This is a genomic window from Salinimicrobium sp. TH3 (assembly GCF_026676115.1).
Lineage (GTDB): Bacteria > Bacteroidota > Bacteroidia > Flavobacteriales > Flavobacteriaceae > Salinimicrobium.
Genome location: NZ_JAPONB010000002.1, coordinates 316,886 through 342,622 on the forward strand (window position 1 = coordinate 316,886; position 25,737 = coordinate 342,622).

Annotated in this window: 23 protein-coding genes and 1 tRNA gene; 6 read left to right on the plus strand and 18 right to left on the minus strand. The window is 41.5% G+C overall.

What is annotated here, in order from left to right; genetic code table 11:
• Positions 1-177 precede the first annotated feature (177 nt).
• From pckA to OU683_RS04700, 3 genes are all read right to left on the minus strand, one after another.
• Complete coding sequence (pckA, locus tag OU683_RS04690; protein WP_268135749.1) at positions 178-1,812, minus strand: phosphoenolpyruvate carboxykinase (ATP); 1,635 nt, start codon at positions 1,810-1,812, stop codon at positions 178-180.
• A 100-nt stretch (positions 1,813-1,912) separates the two neighbouring features.
• Positions 1,913-2,692 carry a universal stress protein gene (locus OU683_RS04695; RefSeq protein ID WP_268135751.1) on the minus strand — a complete coding sequence of 260 codons (780 nt, stop codon included), beginning with the start codon at positions 2,690-2,692 and terminating at the stop codon, positions 1,913-1,915.
• 406 nt (positions 2,693-3,098) lie between these two features.
• Entirely contained in the window at positions 3,099-3,851 is a 753-nt protein-coding gene (locus tag OU683_RS04700) for a UDP-2,3-diacylglucosamine diphosphatase (RefSeq protein ID WP_268135753.1), read from the minus strand.
• Between the two features lie 129 nt (positions 3,852-3,980).
• On the opposite strand from OU683_RS04700, the gene OU683_RS04705 reads away from it, so the two are divergent.
• Together OU683_RS04705 and OU683_RS04710 are read left to right on the plus strand one after the other, a co-directional pair.
• On the plus strand, positions 3,981-4,934 hold the full coding sequence (locus OU683_RS04705) for a ring-cleaving dioxygenase (RefSeq protein ID WP_268135755.1): 954 nt from the start codon (positions 3,981-3,983) through the stop codon (positions 4,932-4,934).
• Positions 4,934-5,581, plus strand: coding sequence for an alpha/beta hydrolase (locus OU683_RS04710; protein ID WP_268135758.1), 648 nt, complete (start codon positions 4,934-4,936; stop codon positions 5,579-5,581). The genes OU683_RS04705 and OU683_RS04710 overlap by 1 nt, the downstream gene beginning before the upstream one ends.
• Here OU683_RS04710 and OU683_RS04715 read toward each other — a convergent pair.
• On the minus strand, positions 5,578-6,030 hold the full coding sequence (locus OU683_RS04715; protein WP_268135760.1) for a 6-pyruvoyl trahydropterin synthase family protein: 453 nt from the start codon (positions 6,028-6,030) through the stop codon (positions 5,578-5,580). The two genes, OU683_RS04710 and OU683_RS04715, sit on opposite strands and share 4 nt — an antisense overlap.
• Positions 6,031-6,170: 140 nt before the next feature.
• Here OU683_RS04715 and OU683_RS04720 point away from each other — a divergent pair, with 140 nt between their 5' ends.
• The gene (locus OU683_RS04720; protein WP_268135762.1) at positions 6,171-6,791 is read left to right on the plus strand and encodes a 2OG-Fe(II) oxygenase; all 621 of its coding nucleotides are present in this window, start codon (positions 6,171-6,173) and stop codon (positions 6,789-6,791) included.
• Between the two features lies 1 nt (position 6,792).
• On the opposite strand, the gene OU683_RS04725 is transcribed toward OU683_RS04720, so the two are convergent.
• From OU683_RS04725 to OU683_RS04755, 7 genes are all read right to left on the minus strand, one after another.
• On the minus strand, positions 6,793-6,921 hold the full coding sequence (locus tag OU683_RS04725) for a hypothetical protein (RefSeq protein ID WP_268135764.1): 129 nt from the start codon (positions 6,919-6,921) through the stop codon (positions 6,793-6,795).
• Complete coding sequence (locus OU683_RS04730; RefSeq protein ID WP_268135766.1) at positions 6,921-7,097, minus strand: hypothetical protein; 177 nt, start codon at positions 7,095-7,097, stop codon at positions 6,921-6,923. The genes OU683_RS04725 and OU683_RS04730 overlap by 1 nt, the downstream gene beginning before the upstream one ends.
• A 32-nt stretch (positions 7,098-7,129) precedes the next feature.
• Positions 7,130-7,312: a hypothetical protein gene (locus OU683_RS04735; RefSeq protein ID WP_268135768.1), complete on the minus strand. Its 183-nt coding sequence runs from the start codon at positions 7,310-7,312 to the stop codon at positions 7,130-7,132.
• Between the two features lies 1 nt (position 7,313).
• A complete protein-coding gene (locus tag OU683_RS04740; protein ID WP_268135770.1) occupies positions 7,314-8,081 on the minus strand; it encodes an enoyl-CoA hydratase/isomerase family protein in 768 nt (255 codons plus the stop codon).
• Between the two features lie 44 nt (positions 8,082-8,125).
• Positions 8,126-9,697, minus strand: coding sequence for an AbgT family transporter (locus tag OU683_RS04745; RefSeq protein WP_268135772.1), 1,572 nt, complete (start codon positions 9,695-9,697; stop codon positions 8,126-8,128).
• Positions 9,698-9,817: 120 nt separating this feature from the next.
• Positions 9,818-11,143 carry an MATE family efflux transporter gene (locus OU683_RS04750; protein ID WP_268135774.1) on the minus strand — a complete coding sequence of 442 codons (1,326 nt, stop codon included), beginning with the start codon at positions 11,141-11,143 and terminating at the stop codon, positions 9,818-9,820.
• The gene (locus tag OU683_RS04755; RefSeq protein WP_268135776.1) at positions 11,143-11,646 is read right to left on the minus strand and encodes a GNAT family N-acetyltransferase; all 504 of its coding nucleotides are present in this window, start codon (positions 11,644-11,646) and stop codon (positions 11,143-11,145) included. The genes OU683_RS04750 and OU683_RS04755 overlap by 1 nt, the downstream gene beginning before the upstream one ends.
• 91 nt (positions 11,647-11,737) lie before the next feature.
• Here OU683_RS04755 and OU683_RS04760 point away from each other — a divergent pair.
• Positions 11,738-11,811, plus strand: a tRNA-Ala gene (locus tag OU683_RS04760).
• A 121-nt stretch (positions 11,812-11,932) separates the two neighbouring features.
• Here the strand turns inward: OU683_RS04760 and OU683_RS04765 are convergent.
• From OU683_RS04765 to OU683_RS04785, 5 genes are all read right to left on the minus strand, one after another.
• Positions 11,933-12,784, minus strand: a complete 852-nt coding sequence (locus tag OU683_RS04765) for an alpha/beta hydrolase family protein (protein ID WP_268135778.1) — start codon at positions 12,782-12,784, stop codon at positions 11,933-11,935.
• Positions 12,778-15,537, minus strand: coding sequence for a PD-(D/E)XK nuclease family protein (locus OU683_RS04770; RefSeq protein WP_268135780.1), 2,760 nt, complete (start codon positions 15,535-15,537; stop codon positions 12,778-12,780). Before OU683_RS04770 ends, OU683_RS04765 begins: the two co-directional genes overlap by 7 nt.
• A 66-nt stretch (positions 15,538-15,603) precedes the next feature.
• Positions 15,604-16,995: an OmpA family protein gene (locus OU683_RS04775; protein ID WP_268135782.1), complete on the minus strand. Its 1,392-nt coding sequence runs from the start codon at positions 16,993-16,995 to the stop codon at positions 15,604-15,606.
• A gap of 395 nt (positions 16,996-17,390) precedes the next feature.
• Complete coding sequence (kbl, locus tag OU683_RS04780; protein ID WP_268135784.1) at positions 17,391-18,587, minus strand: glycine C-acetyltransferase; 1,197 nt, start codon at positions 18,585-18,587, stop codon at positions 17,391-17,393.
• A gap of 30 nt (positions 18,588-18,617) precedes the next feature.
• Positions 18,618-21,761, minus strand: coding sequence for a UvrD-helicase domain-containing protein (locus OU683_RS04785; RefSeq protein WP_268135786.1), 3,144 nt, complete (start codon positions 21,759-21,761; stop codon positions 18,618-18,620).
• 226 nt (positions 21,762-21,987) lie between these two features.
• On the opposite strand from OU683_RS04785, the gene OU683_RS04790 reads away from it, so the two are divergent.
• Positions 21,988-22,596 carry a superoxide dismutase gene (locus OU683_RS04790; RefSeq protein WP_268135788.1) on the plus strand — a complete coding sequence of 203 codons (609 nt, stop codon included), beginning with the start codon at positions 21,988-21,990 and terminating at the stop codon, positions 22,594-22,596.
• Between the two features lie 257 nt (positions 22,597-22,853).
• Here OU683_RS04790 and recJ read toward each other — a convergent pair whose 3' ends face one another.
• Positions 22,854-24,551: a single-stranded-DNA-specific exonuclease RecJ gene (recJ, locus tag OU683_RS04795; protein WP_268135790.1), complete on the minus strand. Its 1,698-nt coding sequence runs from the start codon at positions 24,549-24,551 to the stop codon at positions 22,854-22,856.
• Between the two features lie 164 nt (positions 24,552-24,715).
• Between recJ and OU683_RS04800 the strand changes: the two genes are divergently transcribed.
• Positions 24,716-25,063, plus strand: a complete 348-nt coding sequence (locus tag OU683_RS04800; RefSeq protein ID WP_268135792.1) for a hypothetical protein — start codon at positions 24,716-24,718, stop codon at positions 25,061-25,063.
• Here OU683_RS04800 and rsmI read toward each other — a convergent pair whose 3' ends face one another.
• Positions 25,064-25,735 (minus strand): 16S rRNA (cytidine(1402)-2'-O)-methyltransferase, encoded by a 672-nt coding sequence (gene rsmI / locus OU683_RS04805; RefSeq protein ID WP_268135794.1) that lies wholly within the window; start codon positions 25,733-25,735, stop codon positions 25,064-25,066.
• Positions 25,736-25,737 lie beyond the last annotated feature (2 nt).

The following is a 25,737-nucleotide window of genomic DNA, read 5'->3' on the forward strand; positions in this document are numbered from 1 at the left end:
TCCTGAATTTATTTCAGGATCTTAACCAATTGAAAGTCATAATCAATTAGAAGCTGAAACAAGCTTCAGCTTGGACGAAAAATGCCCTTTTTAAACAACCTCTTTTTTATTCATTATCTTAAAAACAAAACCACCCGAAAAGACTTCGGGCGGTTTCAAAGGTTGGTTAGTTATTGTTTAAAATTGAGCATCCATGTGGTGGTGCTCGTCAATTAGCGGTCCGCCTTCAATGATCTGCCTGGAAGCTTCAGCAGAGAATTTTTCAAAGTTGAGGTGGAAGCTATGTGCCAGCTGAATCGATTTTTGGATATAAGCTCCTTTCTGAAGCCATGTATTCAAAGGATTCAACATTTCTGAAGGCACATTGTGGCAATACTTTGGCATATGAAGGCCAAAGATAGGGTGCATCTCAAAATCTACATTTTGTAATTCTCCTTTAAGTATGGAAGTGATCATAGCCCGTGTGTATCTCAACTTGATTCTTGATCCCACTCCATAAGGGCCTCCGCTCCAACCGGTATTGATAAGCCATACATTAACTCCTGCCTCTTTCATCTTTTTGCTAAGCATTTCGGCATAGACAGTTGGGTGGAGGGGCATAAACGGTGCACCAAAACAAGCCGAGAAGGAAGGCACAGGCTCGTTAATTCCCGCCTCTGTTCCTGCAACTTTGGCTGTATAGCCAGAAATAAAGTGATATGCGGCCTGTCCTGGTGTCAATTTAGAAACAGGAGGCAACACTCCAAAAGCATCACATGTAAGGAAGAAAATATTCTTTGGGTTTTTTGCATAAGATGGCCATTGAATATTGTCAATGTGTTGCAAAGGATAACTTACCCGGGTATTCTGGGTAATACTGGCATCAAGAAAATCTACTTCTCTTGTGCCTTTTTTGAAGACCACATTTTCCAGTAAAGCTCCCGGTTTTATTGCCCGGTAAATATCTGGTTCAGATTCTTCTGTGAGTCCAATAACCTTTGCATAACAACCGCCTTCAAAGTTGAAGATCACATCTTCAGATGTCCAGCCGTGCTCATCATCCCCAATTAGTTTTCTATCGGGATCTGCAGACAGAGTTGTTTTACCGGTTCCCGATAATCCAAAGAAAATTGCGGTGTCGCCTTCTTCCCCTACATTGGCAGAGCAGTGCATTGGTAAAACTTCTTTTTCAATGGGAAGGATGAGGTTAAGCGCAGAGAAAATTCCCTTTTTCATCTCTCCGGTGTACGCAGATCCTCCCACGAGAGCAATCTTTCGGGTAAAATCAAGAATGCTGAAGTTACCCTGGCGTAAACCATATTTTTCCGGCTCTGCTTCTACATAACCGGGGGCGCAAACTACAAGCCATTCTTCAGAAAAATCGGCAAGATCTTCCTGCTCAAGACGAAGGAACATATTTTTCACAAAGAAAGCAGACCATGGATATTCGGCTATGGTACGTACATTCATGCGATAATCTGGATGGGAACAAACATAACCATCATGAACATACACTTCTTTGCCTGAAAGATATTCGGTGACCCTGTCGTAAAGCTGTCCAAAATTTTCTGAAGACAGAGGCTTGTTAATATTTCCCCACCACACTTTGTCGCGGGTATAATCATCCTTTACCAGAAAACGATCTTGAGGAGATCTACCGGTAAAAGTTCCTGTATTTACACAAAGGGTACCATTTTCGGTTTCTGTGCCCATGCCTTTGCGCACAGTGATTTCCTGAAGTGCTTCTCCCGAAAGGTTCCAGTGGATCCTGCAATTTTTCAAACCGTATCCTTCGAGGTTAACCGTTTGAGGTTTGTCTAAAACATTTTTCATGATTCAAGTATTGAGAGGTTATAATTGTGCCATATATTTCGCTGGCGGTAATAAGTGGTTAAAAGTTCCCTAAACAAAGAGTCGCTGCTCTTACCTAATTCTAATCGAGTACCAGTAGGGGAACATTTGAATGCAAAGTGAGCAACCTGGTTAGGCGGCCCGGAGAAGCCTCGCTGCCCGGCAAGTGGGTTTTAGGCATTATGGCAAGCATATCCATGTCGTTCTTTGTGATGTACTCAAGAATTCCTTTTTCTATATCTTCGTTTTCGTGGAAACTGTGGTGAGAATAGAACATTTCAAGGAAATAATTAAGGGTGTTTTCATTGCTCTCGTCATCCTCACTGTATCCCATAGCCATTTCTTTTTGTTGTATGGTTAACACATGAACCTGGGCATTGTGCCTGCGGGATACTTCCAGAAGTACATACAAGGGAGACCTGTCGGCTATCTTTTCGTTTCCAAGGGAAAGAATAATGGTGTTCAACCTGAATTTTTTGTATTTCTCTGGAATTACAAGTACAGGAAGATCTGCTTCCTGAACCAGCCGGGATGTAGTGGTTTTAATATTTTCTTCCTCCAGGTTGGCTCCCCTCGTTCCCATAATAATGAGATCAATTTTCAACTCTTTTTGAAGTTGAATAATGGAAGGTACAAGCTCCCCTGTTTTGACCATGGTATGAATTTCAGGAAACAGTGGTTTATTGTATTTTTTAATGATCTTTTTGAAGTTTTCTTCAGAAGCATTAAGATCATTATTACTGTTGGCTATGTTCAGCAGAAATAAATTGATCAAGGGATCCTTATCTGCAAATTTCACAGCATATTCCAAAGCATTTTTAGATACTTCAGAAAAGTCGAAAGGGATTAGGATATTTTTCATGGCTTAAAATTGACGGAAAATGCTGCACATATTTCCTGATTTATATCACCTAAAGATACCCCTGAAAAAAGCCGTGTATCATGACAAATATCATTTGCAGATTGAAAGAAATCAACATTTTAGCCCCGAAAACGTTTGCATTAATTCCGGAAATCCTGCTGCAGAATAATATGTGCCACAATTGACATTTTTGCCACCTATAAAAAAACAAAAGATCGCTGCGCTACAAGAGACAGGAATCAAGACAAAAAAGGAAAAATGGGAACTTTGTTTTTCCTTTAGAATGTGGAGTGGTTAAATACAACAGAAAAAGTGTTTAAATAAAACCCACCCAACGTTTTTTCAGTCCCTTTAAACAGATATAGAAATACCAGGTCTTGTCTCTTGGCTCTTACGTCTTAAAAAATTACCATTCTTTAAGCTGAAGGTCTTTCCCGTCAAAAACCCCGTAAGTGTAGAAATTGATCCAGTCACCCAGATTCATGTAAGTAGAATCTTCCTGAAGCTGAATATCCAGCGGAAGGTGCCGATGTCCAAAAATAAAGTAGTGGTAATGCTGCGTCTCGAGCTTGCGCCGGCAATACTGTATAAGCCATTCTTTTTCTTCTCCTAAAAATGCCACATCTTCTTCCCCAGAAATAGCCTTATTCTTAACCGAAAAATACTGTGCCAGGGGCATTCCAATATCGGGATGAAGCCAGCGATAAAGTTTTTTTGCAATGGGATTGGTAAACACTTTTTTCATGCGTTTAAAGCCTTTATCCCCCGGCCCCAGGCCGTCGCCGTGGCCTACGAGGAATTTTTTGTCATTGAAGATAAATTCCTTCGGCTTTCTAAAAACGGGAATATCAAGTTCTTTTTCAAAATAGTCGTCCATCCAGAGATCGTGGTTCCCTACAAAGAAATAGATGGGTATCCCCCTGTCTCTTAGTTGGGCCAGTTTGCCCAAGACCCGCACGAATCCTTTTGGAACTACGTGCTTATACTCAAACCAGAAATCAAAAAGATCACCCAGTAAGAAAATAGCCGCAGCATCTTCACTAACGTGATCGAGCCAGGCCACGAATTTTTCCTCCCTGGGACGGCTTTCTTCGGCTGTTGGAGCTCCCAGGTGGTTATCGCTGGAAAAATAGATCTTTTTACCCTCGGGTATCTGCATGCTAAGGATTTGCGGGTAAAGATAGTTTTTAAATTTCCGAAGTTAAAATCTTCAGAAAAAATGGCATCAAACCCGGCTCTCCTTGGGGGTTTTACAGAATAAAAGTATCTTTAAAAGAAACAGAGAAGCATGAACAATTTGATTACCGGAATTCATCATGTCACTGCTCTGGCAGGAGAGCCACAGTCAAACCTTGATTTCTATACAGGAATACTTGGCCTTCGTATGGTCAAGAAAACAGTGAATTTTGATGCCCCGGATGTTTACCACTTTTATTACGGGGATGAACAGGGAAAACCGGGATCCATAATGACCTTTTTCCCTTATGAAGGAATTCAAAAAGGGCGACATGGCAATGGAATGCTTAACATTACCACCTTCTCTGTACCGGCAGGTTCCCTGCTTTTCTGGGAGGAACGTTTAAAAAAGTACGATATTAATTTTAGACCTGCACAGGATCGTTTTGACGGCGAGGCTGTGATCTATTTTGAAGATCCTGATGGTCTCGGCCTGGAGCTGGTTTTCAATGATCGCGACAACAGGCCGGGCTGGACCTATGGAAATATCCCGTTGAAGCATTCCATTAGGGGATTTTACAGCGTAGAGATATGGCAGGAAGGATACGAACGCACCGCCGGACTTCTTACCGAAGGGCTGGACCATAAGCTAATCGCCGAAAAAGGTAACCGCTTTCGATTTGCCGCCACAGATGCTCCGGGAAATTATATTGATATCTTATGCAAACCCGACGCTCTTAGGGGTCTTGGAGGTGGCGGGACAGTGCATCATTTAGCTTTTTCAACAGCAAATAAAGAAAGCCAGCTAAAGGTTCGGGAAAAACTTACCAATTCTGGATACAATCCTACCCCGGTGCTCGACCGGCAATACTTTGAATCCATTTACTTCAGGGAACCCGGCGGAGTTCTATTTGAAGTTGCCACAGCCGAACCCGGTTTTGCTATTGATGAGCCGCAGGATAAACTGGGAGAAGCATTAAAACTTCCAGCACAGTACGAATCCCGCCGTAATCTTATTGAAAAAGCAGTTAAACCTGTAAAACTCAACCCTTCAAATTTCAAGTAATGTTACATAAGAAAGATTTCAAATACAATGGGACTCCTGTAGAACAAGCTAAAAAGGCTCTGATCATGGTGCATGGTCGCGGCGGTTTTGCCGAAGATATTCTGGCAGTAGCCGACCATCTTAAGGTAGAAGGCTTTGCAATAATCGCTCCCCAGGCCTATAACAATAGCTGGTACCCACTTTCCTTTATGGCACCGGAACAGCAGAACCAACCCTGGCTGGATTCGGCAATAGAAATGCTGCAACTCCTGGAAACCGAACTAAATCAAAAAGGGATCGAGTCCAGGGATATTTATTTTTTCGGGTTTTCACAGGGAGCCTGCCTCACGCTTGAATATGTAACCCGCAATGCCAAAAGATATGGCGGTGTTATCTCCATCATTGGAGGACTGATTGGTAAAAATATCAATACAGGAAATTATCTTACAGATTTTCAAAATACTCCCATCTACCTTGGCACCAGTGATCCAGATGCTCATGTCCCTGTAGATCGGGTAAAGCAGACAGCAGAAATATTAAACACTAAAAATGCCCGCGTAGAATTACAGGTTCATAAGGATGCAGGGCACGTGATCCTTCCAGAAGAACTGGGAAGGGCCAATAATTTTATTTTCGGGTATTCGGGAATGGAAAATGAAAAACCTTAGGAATTGTCTACAGCGAACCACTCGGCATAGGAGGATTCCGTTTCCTGCAACTTAAGTCCAAACAGTTTTATATGCTCTGGAAGGCGTTTCTGGATCTTTTCGGCAAAATCCTGAATCATATTCTCGCTGGTTGGCTGGTAGTCGACCAGGATGACACTGTGGCCTCTTGTTTGTAATTCTTCAGCAAGCTCAACATGCGGAGTGTTTTTATTGAAAACCGTAGCGTGATCAAACTTATCTACGATCTCCTGTTTCACGATCTTCTTTAGATCCCCAAAATCAATCACCATTCCCAGCTTCACATTATCCTCATCTTTAATAGGCTCGCCTATCACTGTGACACCCAGTTTATAGCTGTGCCCATGTACATTCCTGCACTTGCCATCGTAGCCAAAAAGGGCATGACCGGTTTCAAAAGTAAATTGTTTGGTGATGCGAATTAATGCCATGTCAAAGTTTTTTGCAAAGATAAAGCTTTTTGGCTGCCCAAATTTTAACTATTCTTTGCTGAAAAAATTTAATCTTTACTTGGGATACCGCTCAAAAATTGCCATTTTGAAGATACATTTGCAGCCTTAAAACAACTACTTTGGAGATAATTGAAAATCCGGTTTATGAAAAGATCATTTCAGATCTCTCAGAGCAGCAATACTCTGTTGTTGAAGATTTCTTTAGCCTTTCAGAAGTATTAGAACTGCGCAATTCCCTCCTGCACAAATACGAAGAAGACAATTTCAAGAAGGCCGCAATAGGAAACCGCACCAATGAGATCATAGCAAAATCAATTCGGGGGGATTTTATCCTATGGCTTAATGAAGCTGAAGCAGCCCAGGCCGAAAAAGCCTTTTTTAGAAAGATCAACGATTTTATTGATTACCTCAACAGGACCTGTTACATGGGGATTCTTCACAAGGAATTTCATTACGCACTTTACCCTGAAGGCACTTTTTATAAACGTCATCTGGACACCTTTCAAAATGATGACAGGAGGAAACTCTCTATGGTGTGTTACCTAAATGAACAGGACTGGCAACCGGAATATGGAGGGGAATTAGTGATCTATACTAATGAAAATGGTGTGGAAACCCCCAAAAGTATATATCCATTCCCGGGCAGAATGGTCATTTTTGAAAGCCAGATCCTGGAGCACGAAGTTAAGCCTGTAAAAACTGAAAGATTAAGTATCACCGGCTGGTTAAAAACGCGATAACTTACTTCCTTGTTTTTTTAATAAAAACCACTACAATTAGTAGCAAGGCGATCACCAACCACCAGCCATAGCCACTTAGAAACCTAAGAAGATCAAAGGTTTCCTCGTTTACGGGTAGATCTTCCTGCATCAACGCCTATTTCTTTTGCGCCACGCATAACGAGCATAAAAAAACACTGCAAGAACAATGAGGATCCCAATAAGGTACATCCATTGATCCTCCAGGAAGTGTTCCAATGAAAAACCATAACCTTCCCTCTCGCTCGCCGGCCTGTCTTTGGGTAAATGCTCCTGCTGAAAATTCATAGTGTAAATTTTAGGTGCCAAAAAAGGCATTTTTAATTCAATTCCCTATTCTTTTTTCTGAAAAAAGCCAGATAAAGAATGACAGCCAAAATCACAACGGCTGCTGCTACTACTTCCCAGAAGTTGGAACCTACAAAATATCCAATTTCATAGCCTAATTTATAAGCTTTGGATTTCTCAACTTCCTGAATGGCAAAAATTGCTAGTGAATACATATTATTTCCTGAGTTTTGATAAAGCATTCCTGGTAAATTCTGAAAGGACCAGCTCTCCCGAGATTGCTGCCCTTTCCTGTAGCAGCGAATCCCATTTTTGAGTTCCTTCCCAAAGCACTTTCTTCATCTCCTTAAGTGCCGCCGGATTGTATGATGCTAGTTTTTCTGCAAAGAACTCCAGCTCCCTGTCCATTTCCTCAATCGAATCAAAAACCCGTGCATAAAGGCCTTTTTCCTGAGCCCAATAAGCATTTTTCCAGTCCTGGGCGGCAAGAGTAAGTTCCGCAAGGGCTGCCACTCCCATTTTTCTTTCCACAGCCGGGGCGATCACAAAAGGTCCTATTCCTATACTTAATTCCGATAATTTTATAGCTGCCTGTTCGGTGGCAAAACAATAGTCACAGGCTGCAGCAAGTCCTACTCCGCCACCCACAGTTTTCCCGTGGATGCGACCCACAATAATCTTTTTACAACTGCGCATTGCATTAATAACATTGGCAAATCCCGCGAAGAAAACCTTCCCTTGCTGCATGTTCTCTACCGCCAGCAGTTCATCAAACGATGCACCTGCACAAAAAGCCTTTTCTCCTTCAGATTTCAGGATGATAACTTTTACGTCTTCATCTTCAGAAAGTTTTTCCAGTTCCTTCGAGAGCCGCTCCAGTAACACTCCGGGAAACGAATTACTGGCTGGATGTCCAAATTCTAAAGAGGCGATCCCGTTGTAAACATTTGTATATAGGCTTCCGTTTTCCCTGGTTGTGTTCATTTTTTAAATCTTTTTACTGTAAAGTTACATTTTTTAAGATGATATTACGATCCTGCAGGATAGACGTAATTAGCCTCAAAACTCAGCGGAATTCCCAGCCACCAGTAAACCAGCAAAAATATCGTCCAGGCAACTAAAAATATAACCGAATAAGGTAACATCATTGATATCAACGTCCCAATTCCCATTTTTTTCACATAGCGTTGACCAAAAACCACTACCAATGGGAAATATGGCAACAATGGTGTAATAATATTGGAAACTGAATCCCCTACCCTATAAGCCGCCTGGGTAAGGTCGGGTGAGATTCCCAGTTGCATCAACATAGGGACAAAAATAGGTGCAATGAGTGCCCATTTGGCCGATGCAGATCCCACCATTAAATTGACAAAAGAACTTAATATCACGATCCCTACTATTGTGACCTGCCCAGGTAAATCGAGTGCCTGAAGGAAATTTGCACCTTTAATGGCAATCAACAAACCTATATTAGAACGTGAAAAAGCATCTATAAAAAGTGCAACAAAAAAGGCCATAACAATATAGTATCCCATACTTTCCATAGACTTTTTCATACTTTGTATCAAATCCCCCGAAGATTTATACCTTCCAGATACAAACCCGAAGACAAGTCCCGGAATCAATAACAGTATAAAGATTAAAGGTACGATCGCCTTCATTAGAGGCGCATGAAATGAAGTAAGGGACTGGACTTCGGGGTCAACCATCCCCGGCCCTCTAAGGGCCGAGTCTTCGGGATATGCCCACAAAACAAGACCTATAATTCCAAGTACCATAGCCAAAAATCCCAGCCAGAAGGCTTTACTTTCCCTGGAAGTAACATTTTCCATCTTAGGCATTTGATCTTCATCCCCATCAACTTCCATCTTAGAAAGCCTTGGCTCCACGATTTTGTCTGTGATCCACCATCCAACCAGTACGATCAACAAAGTTGAAGCAGAGGTGAAATACCAGTTGTTCAAGGGGTTTAAATTGATATCGGGATCTAATATTCTCGCCGCTTCCAGGGTATAACTCATGATAAGCGGATCAATAGCCGAAGGGATAAAGTTTGCCGAAAATCCTCCCGAAACGCCGGCAAAAGCTGCTGCAATTCCTGCAAGAGGATGACGACCGGCTGCATAGAATATTACCCCTCCCAGTGGGATTACAAGCACGTAACCCGCATCTGCCGCTGTGTGACTCACGATGGCTATCAAAATTAGCATTGGAGTAAGCAGCTTTTTGGGCGTAAAGTTTAAAAGCTTTTTTAGTCCCGCGTCAATCCATCCCGAATGTTCTGCTACCCCCACTCCCAGCATGGCAACCAGAACAATTCCCAGGGGTGCAAAAAGCACAAAGGTATTCACCATATTAGCTAAGAATGCGGCCAATTGGTCTCCTGTGAGCAGGTTTTGAACGTTCAGACTGTTTCCGGTCATTGGGTGAGTTTCTCCAAAATCAAACGGAGACAGGATTGCAGATAGCACCCAGATGAAGATCAATAAATAGAAGAAAAGTATAGCAGGATCGGGTAGTTTGTTACCCATTTTTTCAACTACATCCAGGGCTTTGTTTAATATGCCCTTTTTAGGAGAAGTAACTGTTTCTTGCATGTTTAATGAAATAGTTGTTAATGAATTACTAAATTAAGGATTATTCAAAAACAACAGCTCATCTTATTGCCACAGCTCACAAAAAATATTAGCCTTTTGCTACGGGAAAATTCTCCTTTTTTAAGCCTCTCCATGTAAATATTTACTGCGGAATTTAATCACCAGGGCACTGCTCCTAATCAGCATCCAGACAAAAAAGGCGATCCAGATAGCATAAAGTTTGAGTCCGAAATAATCTCCTATCAATAATGCCGGAGTGAACCCGAGGAAGGTTGCTGCGAGTAATACATTCCGAAGATATTTTGCCTCTCCCAGGCCTTTAAAGATCCCGTCAAACATAAAAGCAATTGCATTAACCGGCTGCATGACCAGGACCATCCAAAAAACTGAAGAAAAAAGCACGAGGACAGAGGCTTCCTTACTGAATATCAAACCAATTTCTTCATAAAACAGGGCACAAATTCCTATCAAAGTAACCGCAATGATTAGAGAGTATTTACTTATCTTTTTGCTAAGTAACCATAAACCACTATAATCTTTCGCGCCTAAAAGTCGACCGCCCATGGCATTTCCTGCATTTGCGTAGCCGTCAATAAAGAAGCTGAAGAAAAGCCAAATATTCATAAGAATACTTTGGGCTGCGATAAAATTCTTTCCGTACCCCGTGGCGTAAGCATTGGCGAGATAAATTGCAAAATTGAGAGCGGCCGTTCGAACAAAGAGATTTCCGCTCATCAAAAGAAGTGCCCTCATCTGTGGATTAATATTGCGACTAAGCCCTAGATGAAAAGGAGTCTTTTTAAAGAAAAAGTACAAAGCCATTATAAGCATCACCAACTGTGCGATCACACTGGCATATGCTGCACCCTCAAGGTGCATGGCAGGGATCCATCCATCAATACCGTATACCAGTGCAAAATCAAGCCCCACATTTAAAATTGCGCCGGTGAGACTACATTTCATAGCCCATAAAGTATTTTGGAGCCCCCTAAATACTCCAAAGAGCGCAAAGGTGACTAAAGTGAGAGGATAGCCTATGGCCCGTATCTGGTAGTAATCGGCAGCGTAGTTGAGCACCAGGCCTTCGGCATTATACGCACTAAAGATAGCGGCTGCAAAATATGCCGTAACAGCATAGATAAGAAGACTCAGTAGAAAATTGAAGAAAATAGCCTGGGGGACAAGTGTTTTTACCGCATGTAACCTACCGGCTCCAAAATGTTGTGACACCAGGGCAGAAATAGCTGTTTTGGTTTGTGCCACTATCCAGATAATGGCCGATAAAAAGGAACCTACAATTCCTGCTGCCGCGAGAGCCTCAACAGGATCCTGCTCCACGTTGCCAATGATGGCAATATCTGTTAATGAAATTAAAGGTTCGGCGATGCCTGCAATAATTGCGGGAATTGCCAGCTGATTGATACTTTTGAAGGTGACTGCAGCCATTACTGCAATATTTTTTCATAACAGTAAAACGGGTGCTCGCTTTGTTTCGGAAAATAAATGTTCCCGAGCCTTTTATAACCTCTTGCCTCATAAAACCGCTGATTGCGTTTGTTCTGGCTAAAGGTGTCCAGCCTTACTGAGGTATAATTATTCTCCCGCGCAAAATCTTCGGCAAAATCCATTAATTCGCGACCTTTTCCACTGCCCCAGCTCCCGGGATTTGTGGCCAGGCGGTGCACATAGAGATTATTTTCGTTGGGAGTAAGCCATTCTATGGGCAAATACTCGTCGTCCATTTCACACGTAAGTACAATAATTCCCTGAAGCTCCTCTTTTTCTTTAAGAACGAACAATTCTTTTTTATCAATATCTGCCCGTAATCTTTCCAAAGAAGGGTAATGCTCATTCCATTGAAAAATGCCCTTTTCCTGCATGCTTTGAGCGCAGGCTTCAGTAAGGCCTTTAATCGCGGCTAAATCTTTTAAATTGGCTGTTCTAATCATGAGGAGATGGCTTCCTCCACAAAAATAATTTTATAGAAAGAAATAAAGCCTTTATACATTGAAATATATTTTATAAATTTGCCGTCACATTGGGGGATTAGCTCAGCTGGCTAGAGCGTTTGGCTGGCAGCCAAAAGGTCATCGGTTCGACTCCGATATTCTCCACGAAAAACCACTGCTTTGCAGTGGTTTTTTTGTTTTACCTCCCCGGTATTACAGAGTTCACATGTTTCGTAAGCTTGTTTTAGGTTTAAGGTGGTGTCTCAAAAATGACATTTTCAAGACACTATTTTTTCACAAATTCCGTAGCCTTTTTAATGATCTTCTCCATTGCAGGTGGCAGTTCATCTTGCTCCCATGGATGAGCAGCTTCAAAGACATGGTCACTTCCTTCCAACAGGAACAATTCAGAATTTGGTGACCACTCATGAAGATCATGTGCATCTTCAACTGCAACAGTTGGATCTTTGGTCCCATGAACAATGAGGTAAGGGATATTCAGTTTTTTGGCCGAGCTGGATATAGTTAACCTTTCCTCATTTTGTTTGAAATCTTCATAGAAATCGAACAGGTGAGGCATTTTCTGTTTCGTCCGGGAATTTTCTATATATGAAATACCTTTTTGCCGCCAGGCTTCCAGCTCTTCCCCTTTGGGAAACCTGTCTCCAAAATCACTCACTGCAGCAAGTGAAATAAGTTTTTGAATTCGGCTATCTTCAGCAGCTTTAACTACAACAATTCCGCCTCCCCGGGAGTGACCCATTAGGGTGAACCGGGAAAGATCGGTAATCTCAGAATATGGGAAATCTTCACTGCTTATCCAGTCAATGAGTACTTTAAGATCATCCAGTTCCTTGGTGTAGGTATTCTCCCCAAAAGCATCGAGGTCGGGGAAGTCTATGGGTTCTTCAAGAGTTCCGCCGTTAAAAGCAAAATTGAATTTGATAAATAGAAATCCATTTTTTGCAAATTCTTCGGCCATTAAATTCCATGCACCCCAGTCTTTAAATCCCTTATAACCGTGGCAGAATAACAGAACCGGCTTATTTTCTCCTCCTTCAGCATAAAATACGTCTGTAGGAATAGGACGCCCATGTAAACCGGGCAGGCTTATATTCTTCTCTTTCTTAATTACCATGCATTTTGTTTTATTTCTTTTTCTACAAAAGGAACTTCTGGATCACATATCTCTAAAATAAGATTTTCCAACTGGATTTTGAACTCTTCGAGGGTTTCTACAGTAACATCTGTATCTTTTTTGGCTCCATAACCTTTCTTGTCCTTTTTAGTGTACTTGAGGAATCCTTCTTTTAGATTTTTAAAGGAGATCACACCTGCCTCGGAAACCTCCGGCAATGGATCTTTATCATTCATCATTAGGGCATAAGTTAGGATCTGAAAAGGTTTGCTGTATTTGTCATAATCTGAAGTAATTTCTTCCCAGTCTACAACCTCTACCTTATTCTGCTCCACTTTCCCGGTTTTGTAATCTATGATCCTTAACTTTCCATTAAATTCATCCACACGATCCACGGTTCCCTTTAAAAACACAGGGAAATCTAAACCGTCAATTGATAATTGGATCTTCAGCTTTTCCTCAATTTTAAGGATTTTCAGCGTATTTCCTGCCTTTAAACTTTTAATTTCAGATCTTAAAAAATTCCGCACATAGCGACGGGCAACTTCAAAAATAAGCAGGTTCTTTCCCTTGTCCAGTGGTGCCCTGGTATAATGCTCTCTAAACTGCTTTTCAATCTCTGCATTAGTCTCTTTTAGTGCCTGCTCAAGCTTTGTAACTGTTATTTCTTCATTTAGCCACTGCCGGTAAAAAGTCTCCAGGGTGTCGTGCACCACGCTTCCCAGGGTATTATATGCCACTGTCTCCTCCACTTCTTCCCGTTCTTTGAGTCCCAGAACGTACTGCTTGTAAAAATCCAGCGGATTTCTCATATAGGTGGTAAGGGCCGATGGTGAGAACCCTTCTGCCGCCCTCTCCCTGATCTTCTCCAACACCTCTGCCGACTTATTAACAGTCTTAAGCTGAGCCGGTACGGGAGGCACCACAGGACTTATATTGAAATTTTCTATGCTGTGGTTCTCATTGTTTTCCATTTCAAGCTGCAACAAAAACCTGCTTTTCTCCCCGGCGTTGAGCCCGTCGCTTTCGGTATTGTAAAGTAAATACACGCTCTGAGCCCGTTGCAGCAAATGATAAAAATGATAAGCATAAACTGCATCCTTTTCTTTGTAAGTAGGCAATTTATAAGAGCATTTAAGATCAAACGGAATAAATGAGTTACTGCTTTTTCCTGCCGGCAGCACTCCCTCATTTACAGAGGTAAGAATAACATTTTTGAAATCCAGAACCCGTGACTCCAGCATTCCCATAAGCTGTAATCCTGAAAAAGGCTTTCCACGGAAATCTACAGTTTTGGAGGAAAGCAAGTCTTTAAAAATAGAGAACAGGATCTTAATAGAATTGATGTAAGGATACTCCTGAAGTAAATTATTTAGTTGATTGAGCAGTAAATGCAGTTGATAGAGGAATTCCAGAGTGATTTTATCCCGATCTTTATCAAGTTTATCTTTAAAGATCATTACCAATTCCTGAAGCGAATCCAGTGCGATACGCGGCTCATTCTTCCAATCCCCGAAACAAATTTTAAAAAGCTGTTTTAGCTCCCTGGGCACTATAGCAAGTATTTCTTCTTCTTTTAGGTATACCAGGTTATTTTGCCGGATATTTTCCAGCATGGTGCGGGAATAACCATCTGTTACCTGTTGTACAAGCGGGTGGCTTAGTACAAGCATAAGATCTTTGTAGTAGTGTGTGCCGTCCCCCTGCACAGTATGGATTTTTAATAAATGTTCAAAAAGAAAGGCTACAGGAGCATTTTGCAGGGCAAATCCCATAGTTATATTCACCTCATCCACGTTGGGAGGCAGAGAATTTAAAACCGGGAGTAACATACGTTCATCCCCAAGAACCACAGCCGTTTGTTGTAACTCCCCTGGCGACAATTTAGACAGCAGTTCCCCCACATATTTAGCCTGCCCAATGTTCTTGGGAACACCTACCACCTTAATGTCTTTATAATCCTCATAGGACCTGGAAATTTTAGCAGGTTTATTTTCCTTATAGTACGGCCAGGAATTAAAGTAATTTCTCAAAAATAGTGAGACATCGTGCTGTTCATCCTTCAGGAAAACCTCATCCACATCCCAGAATATTTCAGCTTTTCCTGCAGCAAGAAGGGATTGAAAAATATTTTGCTCTGCACTGTTAAGGGCATTAAATCCAATGAAAACAAAAGATCCTGAAGCAGCCTCAGCATATTCGGTAATCTTTTCGGAAGCCCGTCTGTAAACCATTCCCTGGTAAGCCAGCTCCTTTTTTTCAAGTTGCTTTTGAAGTGCCTCATAATACTCGGGAAGTTTATTCCAGAAGAGCAGGTAATTCTCCATGAGAGGGGTTCGCTCCTCCTGAAGATACCAGTGATTCATCTCCTGAATGCTTCCCAGATAGCCAAAGAAAGATTGGTAATCTACGAGGTACCGGTCAATTTCATTGAAATCATATAAAAGGGTTTGTGCCCAGGTGGAGAAGGTTTCAAATCCTTCCCTGTTTTCCTGCGGGGTACAGGCAAGATAAGCTGAATAGAATTCGAAGAGAGAAGTGACATTATCAATAGATTTTAAGCCTGCTACTTCTTCAGCAAAATCTTCTATACTCAAAACTCTTGGAGCAAACATAGGTGCCGAAGACAGCTTCGAAAGCCGGTTAAGCAATGAAGCTCCCGCCCTTTTACTCGGTAGAATGAATGTGGTTTCAGAAATGTTTTCTTTCCGGGACAATAAGTCCTGAAGCACCTGCTCGATAAATGATGTCATGCCCTAAAAATAAAAAACGCCCCGGTCATACCGGGGCGTTTTTTCAAAAGAATTTTAATAACAATTCTACATTCCAGAATTGTCGTCTTTCATAACCTTATCATCTTCAAGAGTGATCTCAACCCTTCTGTTTTCCTGTCTCCCTTTAGCAGTATTGTTGGAAGCAATTGGATTGTTTTCACCATATCCTTCTGCAGTAAGTCTTTCACGTGCAATTCCTCTTGCAACCAGAGCTTCTCTTACAGATTCTGCTCTTTCTCGTGATAACTGCATGTTATAAGACTCACTACCAGTGCTGTCTGTATGACCTCCTATGTGGAAGATCGTATTAGAATACTCATCCATAATGTCTGCAATAGCCTGAATAGTTTCTTCTGACTCAGAGCGGATTGTAGCTTTATTCAAGTCGAAAAGGATAGTTCTTGAATACTCGTTCAATTCTTCGATTACTTCAACAGTAGGTTCTGGACATCCATTATTTGCAGCAGTTCCTGCTACTTCAGGACATTCATCATCTTTGTCAAGTACACCATCGTTATCCATGTCTTCCCATGGGCAACCGTTATTTTCTTCCGGACCGGCTTCATTAGGACACTCATCGTCTCCGTCTCTTATTCCGTCACCGTCAGCATCAGGACATCCGTTCATTTCAGGAAGACCTGCTACAGTAGGACATTCGTCTTGTGGATCGGCAACACCATCACCATCAGTATCAGGACATCCATTGTATTGAGCCAAACCAGCTTCGTTAGGACATTCGTCCATTCTGTCCTCGATTCCGTCACCGTCTGAGTCAGGACAACCGTTGAATTGCTCTAAACCGGCAACTTCTGGACATTCATCATTTTTGTCATAGATACCATCACCATCGGTATCTTTTCCACCAAAGGCAAATTTAATTCCTGCCGCATGCTGAAAGTGTGACTCCATGTTGTCATCAAACCCATGCTTGTAGATAGTCTGAACCGATAATGCAAGGTGATCTGTAAACCAGAAGTTTAATCCTACTGTTCCATCAAGTGTTGCAAAACCTTCATCATCTAGCCAGGTATATCCACCACCAACTCCGACAATTGGATCTAACCAACCTGCGTTGGCGTCATTGCGAAAGCTGTAGTTAAAAGTACCATCAAGGCCATAATACATTAAGTCATCACGACCTTCATCTCCAAATTTGCTGATCTGGTTAACAGAACCAGCACCTTCAAAATAGAATCCTGCTCCAATATTACGGGCTATAGAAACTCTGGAAAGACCAGCAAGTATGTTCCAGTGATCACCGGTATTGAAGAATTCATCAAAATATCCACCTAAAGGAGCATCCTCCCCTGTTGGATAAAAGTCCACTGCGTTAACTCCTAAACCTAAAGCCCAGGGATTATTATCATCCTGCGCCTGCATAGTGCTGAAGCTCAGGATGCATAGTGAAGCCAATAATAACTTGTGTAGATGTTTCATATTGAAGTGTTTAATTTTAATTAGTTAGCAGAAACAAAAGTAGACCGATATTCAGTATTCACAAAGCTTAATTTAATAAAGTTTTCTTAATAAGAGCCTTACTATCGGCGGATACAGGGGATTTTGGAGCCTCAAATTTTCAGAAAAATACATTTTTTTAACAAAACATTAGGTCTAAGAACCTGCCTTTTTTAACTAATAAATAATGGATTACAGAAGAAAGCGCTGTTATTTCCCTAAACAAAGGGAAAGAATTTTAAGAAATTCAATGGTATTAACTGAAAAGTATTTACTGCACCAGCTGTAAATACCCGCATGGCCTGAAGTTTTGCCATAAAGAATACGATACCAAAAGGATGTTTTGCGGCAAAAACATCCTCTTGGTATCCCATCTACTATTGTATAATATCTAATTCTTTTCCCACTTTTACGAAGGCTGCAATGGCTTTATCCAAATGCTCTTTTGTATGTGCGGCAGAAAGCTGCACGCGAATACGGGCCTTCCCTTTTGGAACAACAGGATAAAAGAATCCAATCACATAAATTCCTTCCTCGAGAAGTTTGTCTGCCATTTCCTGGGACAATTTTGCATCATGGAGCATCACCGGAACAATTGCTGCCTCCCCGTCTATAATCTCAAAGCCGGCGTTTTTAATTCCTTCTTTGAAGTATTTCGTATTCTCCTTTACCTTTTTTCTAAGAGAATTATCCTTTGCCAGCATATCAAATACCTTAATTGAAGCTCCAACAATTGCCGGGGCAAGAGAGTTAGAGAAAAGATAAGGTCTTGACCTTTGACGAAGAAGCTCGATAATTTCTTTTTTGGCTACTGTATAACCGCCCATTGCCCCTCCCAGAGCCTTTCCAAGTGTACCGGTAATAATATCAATACGTCCAAGCACTCCTTTTTCCTCGAGTGTTCCAATTCCATCCTGGCCAATAAATCCTGTAGCATGACATTCATCGATCATCACCAGCGCATCATATTTATCGGCAAGGTCACAGATCTTGTCAAGGGGAGCCACAAGGCCGTCCATAGAGAAAACGCCATCGGTGACGATGATCTTGAATCGGGCACCTTTTTCGTTAGCCGTTTTTAGCTGCTGTTCGAGATCCTCCATATTACCGTTCGCGTAACGGTATCTTGCTGCCTTGCAAAGACGAACTCCGTCAATAATTGAGGCGTGGTTGAGAGAATCTGAAATAATTGCATCTTCAGCGCCTAACAAAGGCTCGAAAACTCCGCCGTTGGCATCAAAAGCAGCTGCATATAAAATAGTGTCCTCCATTCCGTAGAAATCGGATATTTTGCGTTCCAGCTCCTTGTGTATATCCTGCGTGCCACAAATGAAGCGAACGCTGGACATCCCGAACCCATGGGAATCAAGCGTATCTTTTGCTGCTTGAATAACTTCCGGATGGGATGAAAGCCCCAGATAGTTATTCGCACAAAAATTAAGAACCTTTTTACCCCCTTCAAGAGTAATCTCTGCTCCCTGAGGAGAGGTGATAATCCGTTCTTTTTTATAAAGTCCTTCTTCTTTTATTTGTTCTATTTCTTTCTTTAAATAATCCTTTAATGATCCGTACATAATGGTGATTTTTTACAAAATTACATTCTTTTAAACAAAACTTACTTCGATCTTCTGGTTAATGTAAACCAACATCTTTTTTGCGACCCTGTAGTTCATTTTTTCCAGAATCTGGCCGTATTCACTTATCTGTTCACGATGCTTTGGACTTTCGGCACCGGTTTTATAATCAATAATACTCACAGTATTTCCCGAGAAATTTAACCTGTCGGGTCGCAGAAGAGCCCCATCTTTAGAGATCATTTCCCTTTCATTGTAGTTCAGAGCTCCTTCTGAGAAATACTCCCTCAACTCTTCATGTCTTATCACATCAAAAATGCTCTTTTGAAGTTCTTCTCTTTCTGCGGAAGAAAAAAGCCCGTCATTTTTGGCATTTTCAAGTACCCGCTCAACATCTGCTTCAGTATTAATCCTGGCAAAAAGGTCATGGATTAACTGTCCTTTTTCAATAGCTTCTTTTTGTTTGGAGTTCCACATCAAGCCCGACCGGGTAATAATAGAGATCCCATTGCTCTGAGTAGGGGAAGAAAAAAAGAATTCCTGTTCCATAGAATTAACTGCTTTTTTCTCCTCCAAAAATTCTTCATGGGGGTTTCCAAAGTGGTATTCATTGCTGCCGTCCCATTTTCCTATTGACCGCAGATAAGAGATCAATAACCCGGAGAAACGGCCCGTATTCTCATTGCCTTTTTTGTCAAGTTCCATTTTGGAAATAACGTATAATTGCTGCTCGGGCCGGGTCATGGCTACGTAAAGCACGTTGAGGGCATCGAGCTGACTATTACATGACAATTCATGAAAAATTTGAGGGGCCACTCCTTCCCATTCTTTCATTTTTTCGGCTGCACGCAAGTAAGCAATGTTAACGTTGGAACCGAAATCCCCCGGCAGGTCCATCCAAAAATGTTCTCTGGCAGTATCAGTAAGCTGATTATTGGCGAAAGGATAAATTACCACCGGAAACTCCAGTCCCTTTGCCTTATGAATGGTCATTATTTGCACTGCGTCCTCCCCCTGGGGCACCACAATGCTCAATTCATCTTTTTTGCGCTCCCACTGTTCCAAAAATGAGAAAAACCCGGCACCTTCTGTACTGGAAACCTCATAGACAAAATCCAGGAAGAACTGCAAATAAGCATCAGAAGCTGCTTCAATGGAAAAAGCCCGAATGATATATTCCACGGCCTCATAAACAGACATTGCTGTGGCTGCCCCGGGAGAGAATTCAGTGCCGCTGGTGGACAGACCTTTAAAGAACTGCTCCCCTTCGGGTTGCAGATGCTCCATAAGGAAATCGAATTCATTTTCCACCTCCTTGCCTTTATTTAAAAGGTGATCTAGGATCTTAAATTTTAAAGTTCTATCTCCCGGATCAAGGCAGTACTGCAAAACCGAAGTAATAAAATTCACCTTTGGAGACCTGCTTATAAGCAGGCTTTCGGCAGAAATTACAGGAATGGAATTCTCACTCAAATAATTAGCAACAGCAATACTTTCTTTACGGGTGCGGGTAAGGATACAGATACCCGAAAGAGTTCTTCCTTTCTCCCGCACTTGAGTTATTATCTCCAGCACTCTTTTAGGGTAAGCCTCCATTTCTTCGAAAGCATTTTCGGCTTCTATAAATGAGAGATTTACATAGCCTTCTCTTTTACTCACAACCCCCTGTCCGCTGTTGAGAAAAAGATCTTTATGCTTTTCATTCAGAAAAAACCCGGAAGCAAATTTGAAAAAATCATTATTGAATTCCACTACGGTTTTTGCACTGCGATAGTTATTAGGAAGCACCAGCATTTCAACATCTTCGATGCTAAAGGGGTGTCGCTTTTGACACAACTCCATGAACTGCTCGGCTTTTCCTCCACGCCACCTGTAAATGGACTGCTTTGCATCCCCTACGAGGGTAAGGGAACCATGTTCCCCAACAGGATGTTCAATGGATAGCGTATTGTCAACCAGCGGGATCAAATTTTCCCACTGTAATTGTGAGGTGTCCTGGAACTCATCGATGAAATAGTGACGGTATCGATCCCCCAGCCGTTCATATATGAAAGGAGCGGGCTGATCTTTTACGGCTTTCCCTATTGTGGCATTAAATTCTGAAATTAAGACTATTGAATTCTCAGCCTTTATCTCTTCGATCTGAGCCTGGATAGCATTTAGTAGAGATAATGGCACCAGATTCTTTTCCACCGCATCCAGGAACTGAAGCCTTGTGATATTCTTCTTCACACTCTCGTAAATATCAACTATTTGCGGCTGAAGGTTGTCGAGGATCTGTTTTTTATTAGAATCCAATTTACTGGCGTAAAGCGCTTTTTCAGCAAGATCTTTTTGCCAGCCTGCCGAAAATGTGACATTAAAATCCCCTTTTTGAAGCTTCAGAAAAAATTTAGGACAATAGCCACCGCTAAAACATCCATTGTCAAGATTATTTTCCTCCAGTAATTGAAAGAATTCATTAGTTGTTCTACCTATCTTTTCTTCCAGATTTTTTTGACGGTCTTTTATTTCCGTTTTTAAATTTTCAAAGTCAGACAGCTTTAAAGTCTTTAAAATTTGAAGGAATTTGCCGCTGGTTTCCTGCGTTAGCAAGCGACCAATTGCATAAAGATCCCTCGCTATGTCCCAGCTCTTATCATCATCTGTCCTGGAAAGCACAAAATTAACCAGCACCCGGGTTATAGCTTTATCCTTACCCGCTTTGCTTATTAGCCTGTCCACAGCCTCGGTTAAGACCTCATCTGTTCGAAGCTCCACTTCAAAATTGAGAGGTAGTCCCAGGTCTTTGGCGAAAGTTCTCAACACACGATGTGTAAAACCATCAATGGTAGAAACTTCAAACGCAGCATAATTGTGAATGATGTTCTTTAGGATTTCCCTACTCTTCTCCTGAATTTTACCAGGAGACAACCCCGAGCTGGAAGAAAGATCTTCCAGTAAAGCCTGTTCTTTTCCCGATTTTTCGGTCTTTGCCAGGGAATTAAGGCTTTCAATGATCCTTGACTTCATTTCCCCCACAGCTTTGTTTGTAAAAGTAATGGCCAGGATGTTCTTATAACTGTCCACCCTGGAAGAGGAAAGTAAAAGGAGAAGGTATTCTTTAACAAGGGTATAGGTCTTCCCGGAACCGGCCGAAGCATTGTAAATTCTGAAGATATTGGACTGCCTCAATTTTTTTTCACTAAAGTAAGAAATGGTTCTCAATTGACTCCTTTCATTACTCCCTGTTTAATTGAATTATTTTCAAGGAGTTGAATATTCTCCTTTGTTATTCTAATTTAATTTTCAAAAAAAGCAAAAGCTTTAAGGATTTTATAACGTTTTATAATTTTAATTAAATGCGTTTATCTCTAATTTTGAAGTTGACCTAATTAATAATTATTAAAAACATATAACTATGGCTTTCGAGTTACCAAAATTAAAATATGGATTTGATGCATTGGAGCCTCACATTGACGCTAGAACAATGGAGATTCACCACGATAAGCATCATGCAGGATATACCAGCAAATTAAATGATGCCGTGAAAGGAACAGATATGGAAGGCAAGAATATTGAAAATATTCTTTCTAATCTGGATATGGAAAACAAAGCGGTTCGTAATAATGGAGGTGGATATTTCAACCACAATCTATACTGGGAAATAATGGGCCCAAATGGTGGTGGAAAACCCCAGGGAGATCTTGCCTCTGCAATCGATAAGGATTTCGGCTCTTTTGAGGCCTTTAAAGATGAATTTTCAAAGGCCGGTGCCACTCAATTTGGATCGGGATGGGCCTGGCTCTGCGTGCAGGAAGGCGGTAAACTGGAGGTATGTTCTTCGGCAAACCAGGATAATCCATTAATGCCCGGAGTTGGTTGCGGCGGACATCCAATCCTTGGAATGGATGTGTGGGAACACGCTTACTATCTTAAGTATCAAAATCAACGACCAGCATATATTGAGGCATTTTTTAATGTGATCAATTGGGAAGAAGTATCAAAAAGATATGCACAACATAAATAAAAGTCTTTTCAAAGATTTTTATTAAATAGAGCTGCCGGTAATCCCGGCGGCTTTTTTTTGCGCATAAAAAAAGGTGGAAAGCTCCACCTTTTTTTGCCCCAAATCTACCATGAACTTAACCTACTTATGTTATGGCTCTTCTAAAGTAGATAAACTTCTCTTTTTCAAAAATTTTATTAGACCAACTACTGGGATAATTGTTAAAGAGCATGTGTTCAACTTATCCTGTAAGAATTAGCTAACAACCTGAAAAGAAACTAATTAACATCAATATCTTTTAATTTTAATTGAAGGCTGATATTCCCCTGAAACTCATTTTCTTCAATGCAATAGGCTGCTTTTACTTTCTTAGCTTCCTTTAACAGTTCACACTTTTTACCCAAATCGAACCCTATGGCATCAAAACTTCGATCATTGCCTCTTTGAAAGAAACGGGCTTTAAGGTGCTTATCCTCTCCCCCAACACAGCGAGCATACCCGGTATCCCTTAAATTTTTAGTCATAAAAACCGGTGACATATTACCCGGGCCAAAAGGAGCAAACTGTTTTAGTATCCTGTGGAATTTTGAGGTAATATCTCCGAGTTCTAATTCGGCATCTATTTGAATTTCCGGAGTCAACAGCCTCGGATCTATTGTTGCTGAAACCACCTCTTCAAATTTCCTTTTAAAATTTTCGTATTGCTCAGATAATAAAGTTAATCCGGCAGCATATTTATGACCTCCGAATTGCTCAATGAATTCACTGCATCCTTCAAGAGCATCATAAACATCAAACCCGCGTACCGAACGTGCCGAGGCAGCAAGTTTTTCCCCGCTCCGGGTGAATACCAGCGTTGGCCGGTAATAGGTCTCGGTAAGCCTGGAGGCAACAATCCCAATAACCCCCTTGTGCCAGGTCTCCCGGTAAACTACCGTGGTATTTCTTTCCTGCTCACTAAGTTCTTCGATCTGGGCCAGAGCTTCTTTAGTTATGAGCTTATCTGTATCCCTGCGGGTGGTGTTGTATTCTTCGATTTCGGCTGCGAACATCCTTGCCTGTACCATATCTTCTTCAGTAAGCAGGTTGACAGCATGGAGCCCGTGCTTCATCCTTCCTGCAGCATTGATACGTGGTGCAACTATAAAAACCACATCTGTAAGTGTTAGTTGCTCTTTTTTCACTTGTTTGAGTATGGCACTAAACCCGGCACGAGGGGCGACATTAATTACTTGCAGACCGTGATAGGCCAGGATTCGGTTTTCTCCCGTCACCGGCACAATGTCGGCACCTATGGCTGTAGCTACCAGATCCAGGTATGGTATGAGAATCTCAAAAGGCTCTCCCCGCTTTTGGTTAAAAGCCTGCAGCAATTTAAAACCTACGCCACAACCACAGAGTTCTTTATAAGGATATTCACAATCCTGCCTCTTTGGATCCAAAACTGCCACCGCAGCGGGAATTTCTGCTCCCGGCCTGTGGTGGTCACAAATTATGAAGTCAACACCCTTTTGGCCGGCATAAGCCACTTTGTCAATAGCTTTAATCCCGCAGTCAAGAGCGATGATGAGGCTAATATCATTGTCTGCCGCGAAGTCTATACCTTTATAGGACACCCCGTATCCTTCTTCGTACCGGTCTGGAATGTAGGTGGCAACGTTAGGATATATTTTTTTTAGATAAGATGAAACCAGCGCTACACTTGTAGTGCCGTCCACATCGTAGTCACCAAAGACCATTATATTTTCACCTTTTTGAAGGGCAAGTTCGATCCTGTTCACTGCTAGCTCCATATCCTTCATTAAAAAAGGATCGTGAAGATCCTCAAGGCTGGGCCTGAAGAATTTCTTTGCCTCTTCGAATGTAGAAATCCCGCGCTGGACCAGTAATGAAGCAATGGGTTTTTCGACACCTAAAGCTTCCTGCAGATGTTCAACAATGGAAGGATCGGGTTTAGGTTTAAGTGTCCAGCGCATGAAGTTTTTTTTCAAAAGTACATATTGTTGCGATCAATTTGCTTCCTACACAACTTCAGAAAATGAGAAATGAAGAAATTTCTTTCCAAAGAAGAAGCTTCAAAAATGGCATTTTTGGAAGCCTACTGATTTATTTTCAATAAATTAGCTTTAAAGCTACGACTATGAGAAATTTCGTCTTTATTATAATATCAATCTTCCTCTTTGGCTGCAGTGGAGAATCTCTGAAGGCTCAAAAGGTACAGGATGATTATTCCATTTCAAACACTGAAACCCTGGAGATTCTTTTGGCTGAAGCTATTCCCATTGAAGGCGGATACAGCATTTCACAGCAGGCAGAACATTTTGATGTAAGTGAAATTCAATATAGAGATAAAGGAATCTATTACGTCTATGTTCCTGAAGCTGATTTTACGGGAAAAAATGTTGTAAAAATTACAAGAGCCGATTCAAATGGAGCGACGGTTTACGCCAAAACAGTGACAACATATAAGATTGATGTGACAGAATAATTACTTCTTACCGGCAATAACAAGGACAATTTCCCCCTTAGGTGGCTTTTTTTCGTAGTATTCCAGTACTTCTACTGCTGTTCCTCTTACTGTCTCCTCATGTAATTTTGAAATTTCCCGGGAAACAGAGACCTGCCGGTCTTCTCCAAAATATTCCTTTATCTGACCAAGAGTCTTCAAAAGCTTATGTGGCGATTCATAAAGAATTATGGTTCTTGTTTCCTGCGCAAGGATTTCCAGTCGTGTCTGCCTTCCTTTTTTCACCGGAAGAAAACCTTCAAAAACGAATTTATCATTCGGTAACCCGCTATTCACAAGCGCCGGAACAAAGGCAGTTGCCCCAGGAAGGCAATCTACTTCCAAACCGGCTTCCACACAAGCTCGGGTTAGTAAAAATCCAGGATCGCTAATGGCCGGGGTGCCTGCATCACTAATAAGCGCAATAGTTTTTCCATTCTGGATTTGCCGCACCACATTCTCCACCGTCTTATGCTCATTGTGCATATGATGGCTCTGCATGGGAGTGTTGATCTCGAAATGTTTTAGAAGTTTACCGCTGTTACGGGTATCTTCGGCCAGGATAAGATCGGCTTCTTTTAGAATCCTTACGGCGCGAAAAGTAATGTCTTCAAGGTTACCAATGGGCGTTGGCACAAGATATAATTTAGCCATAC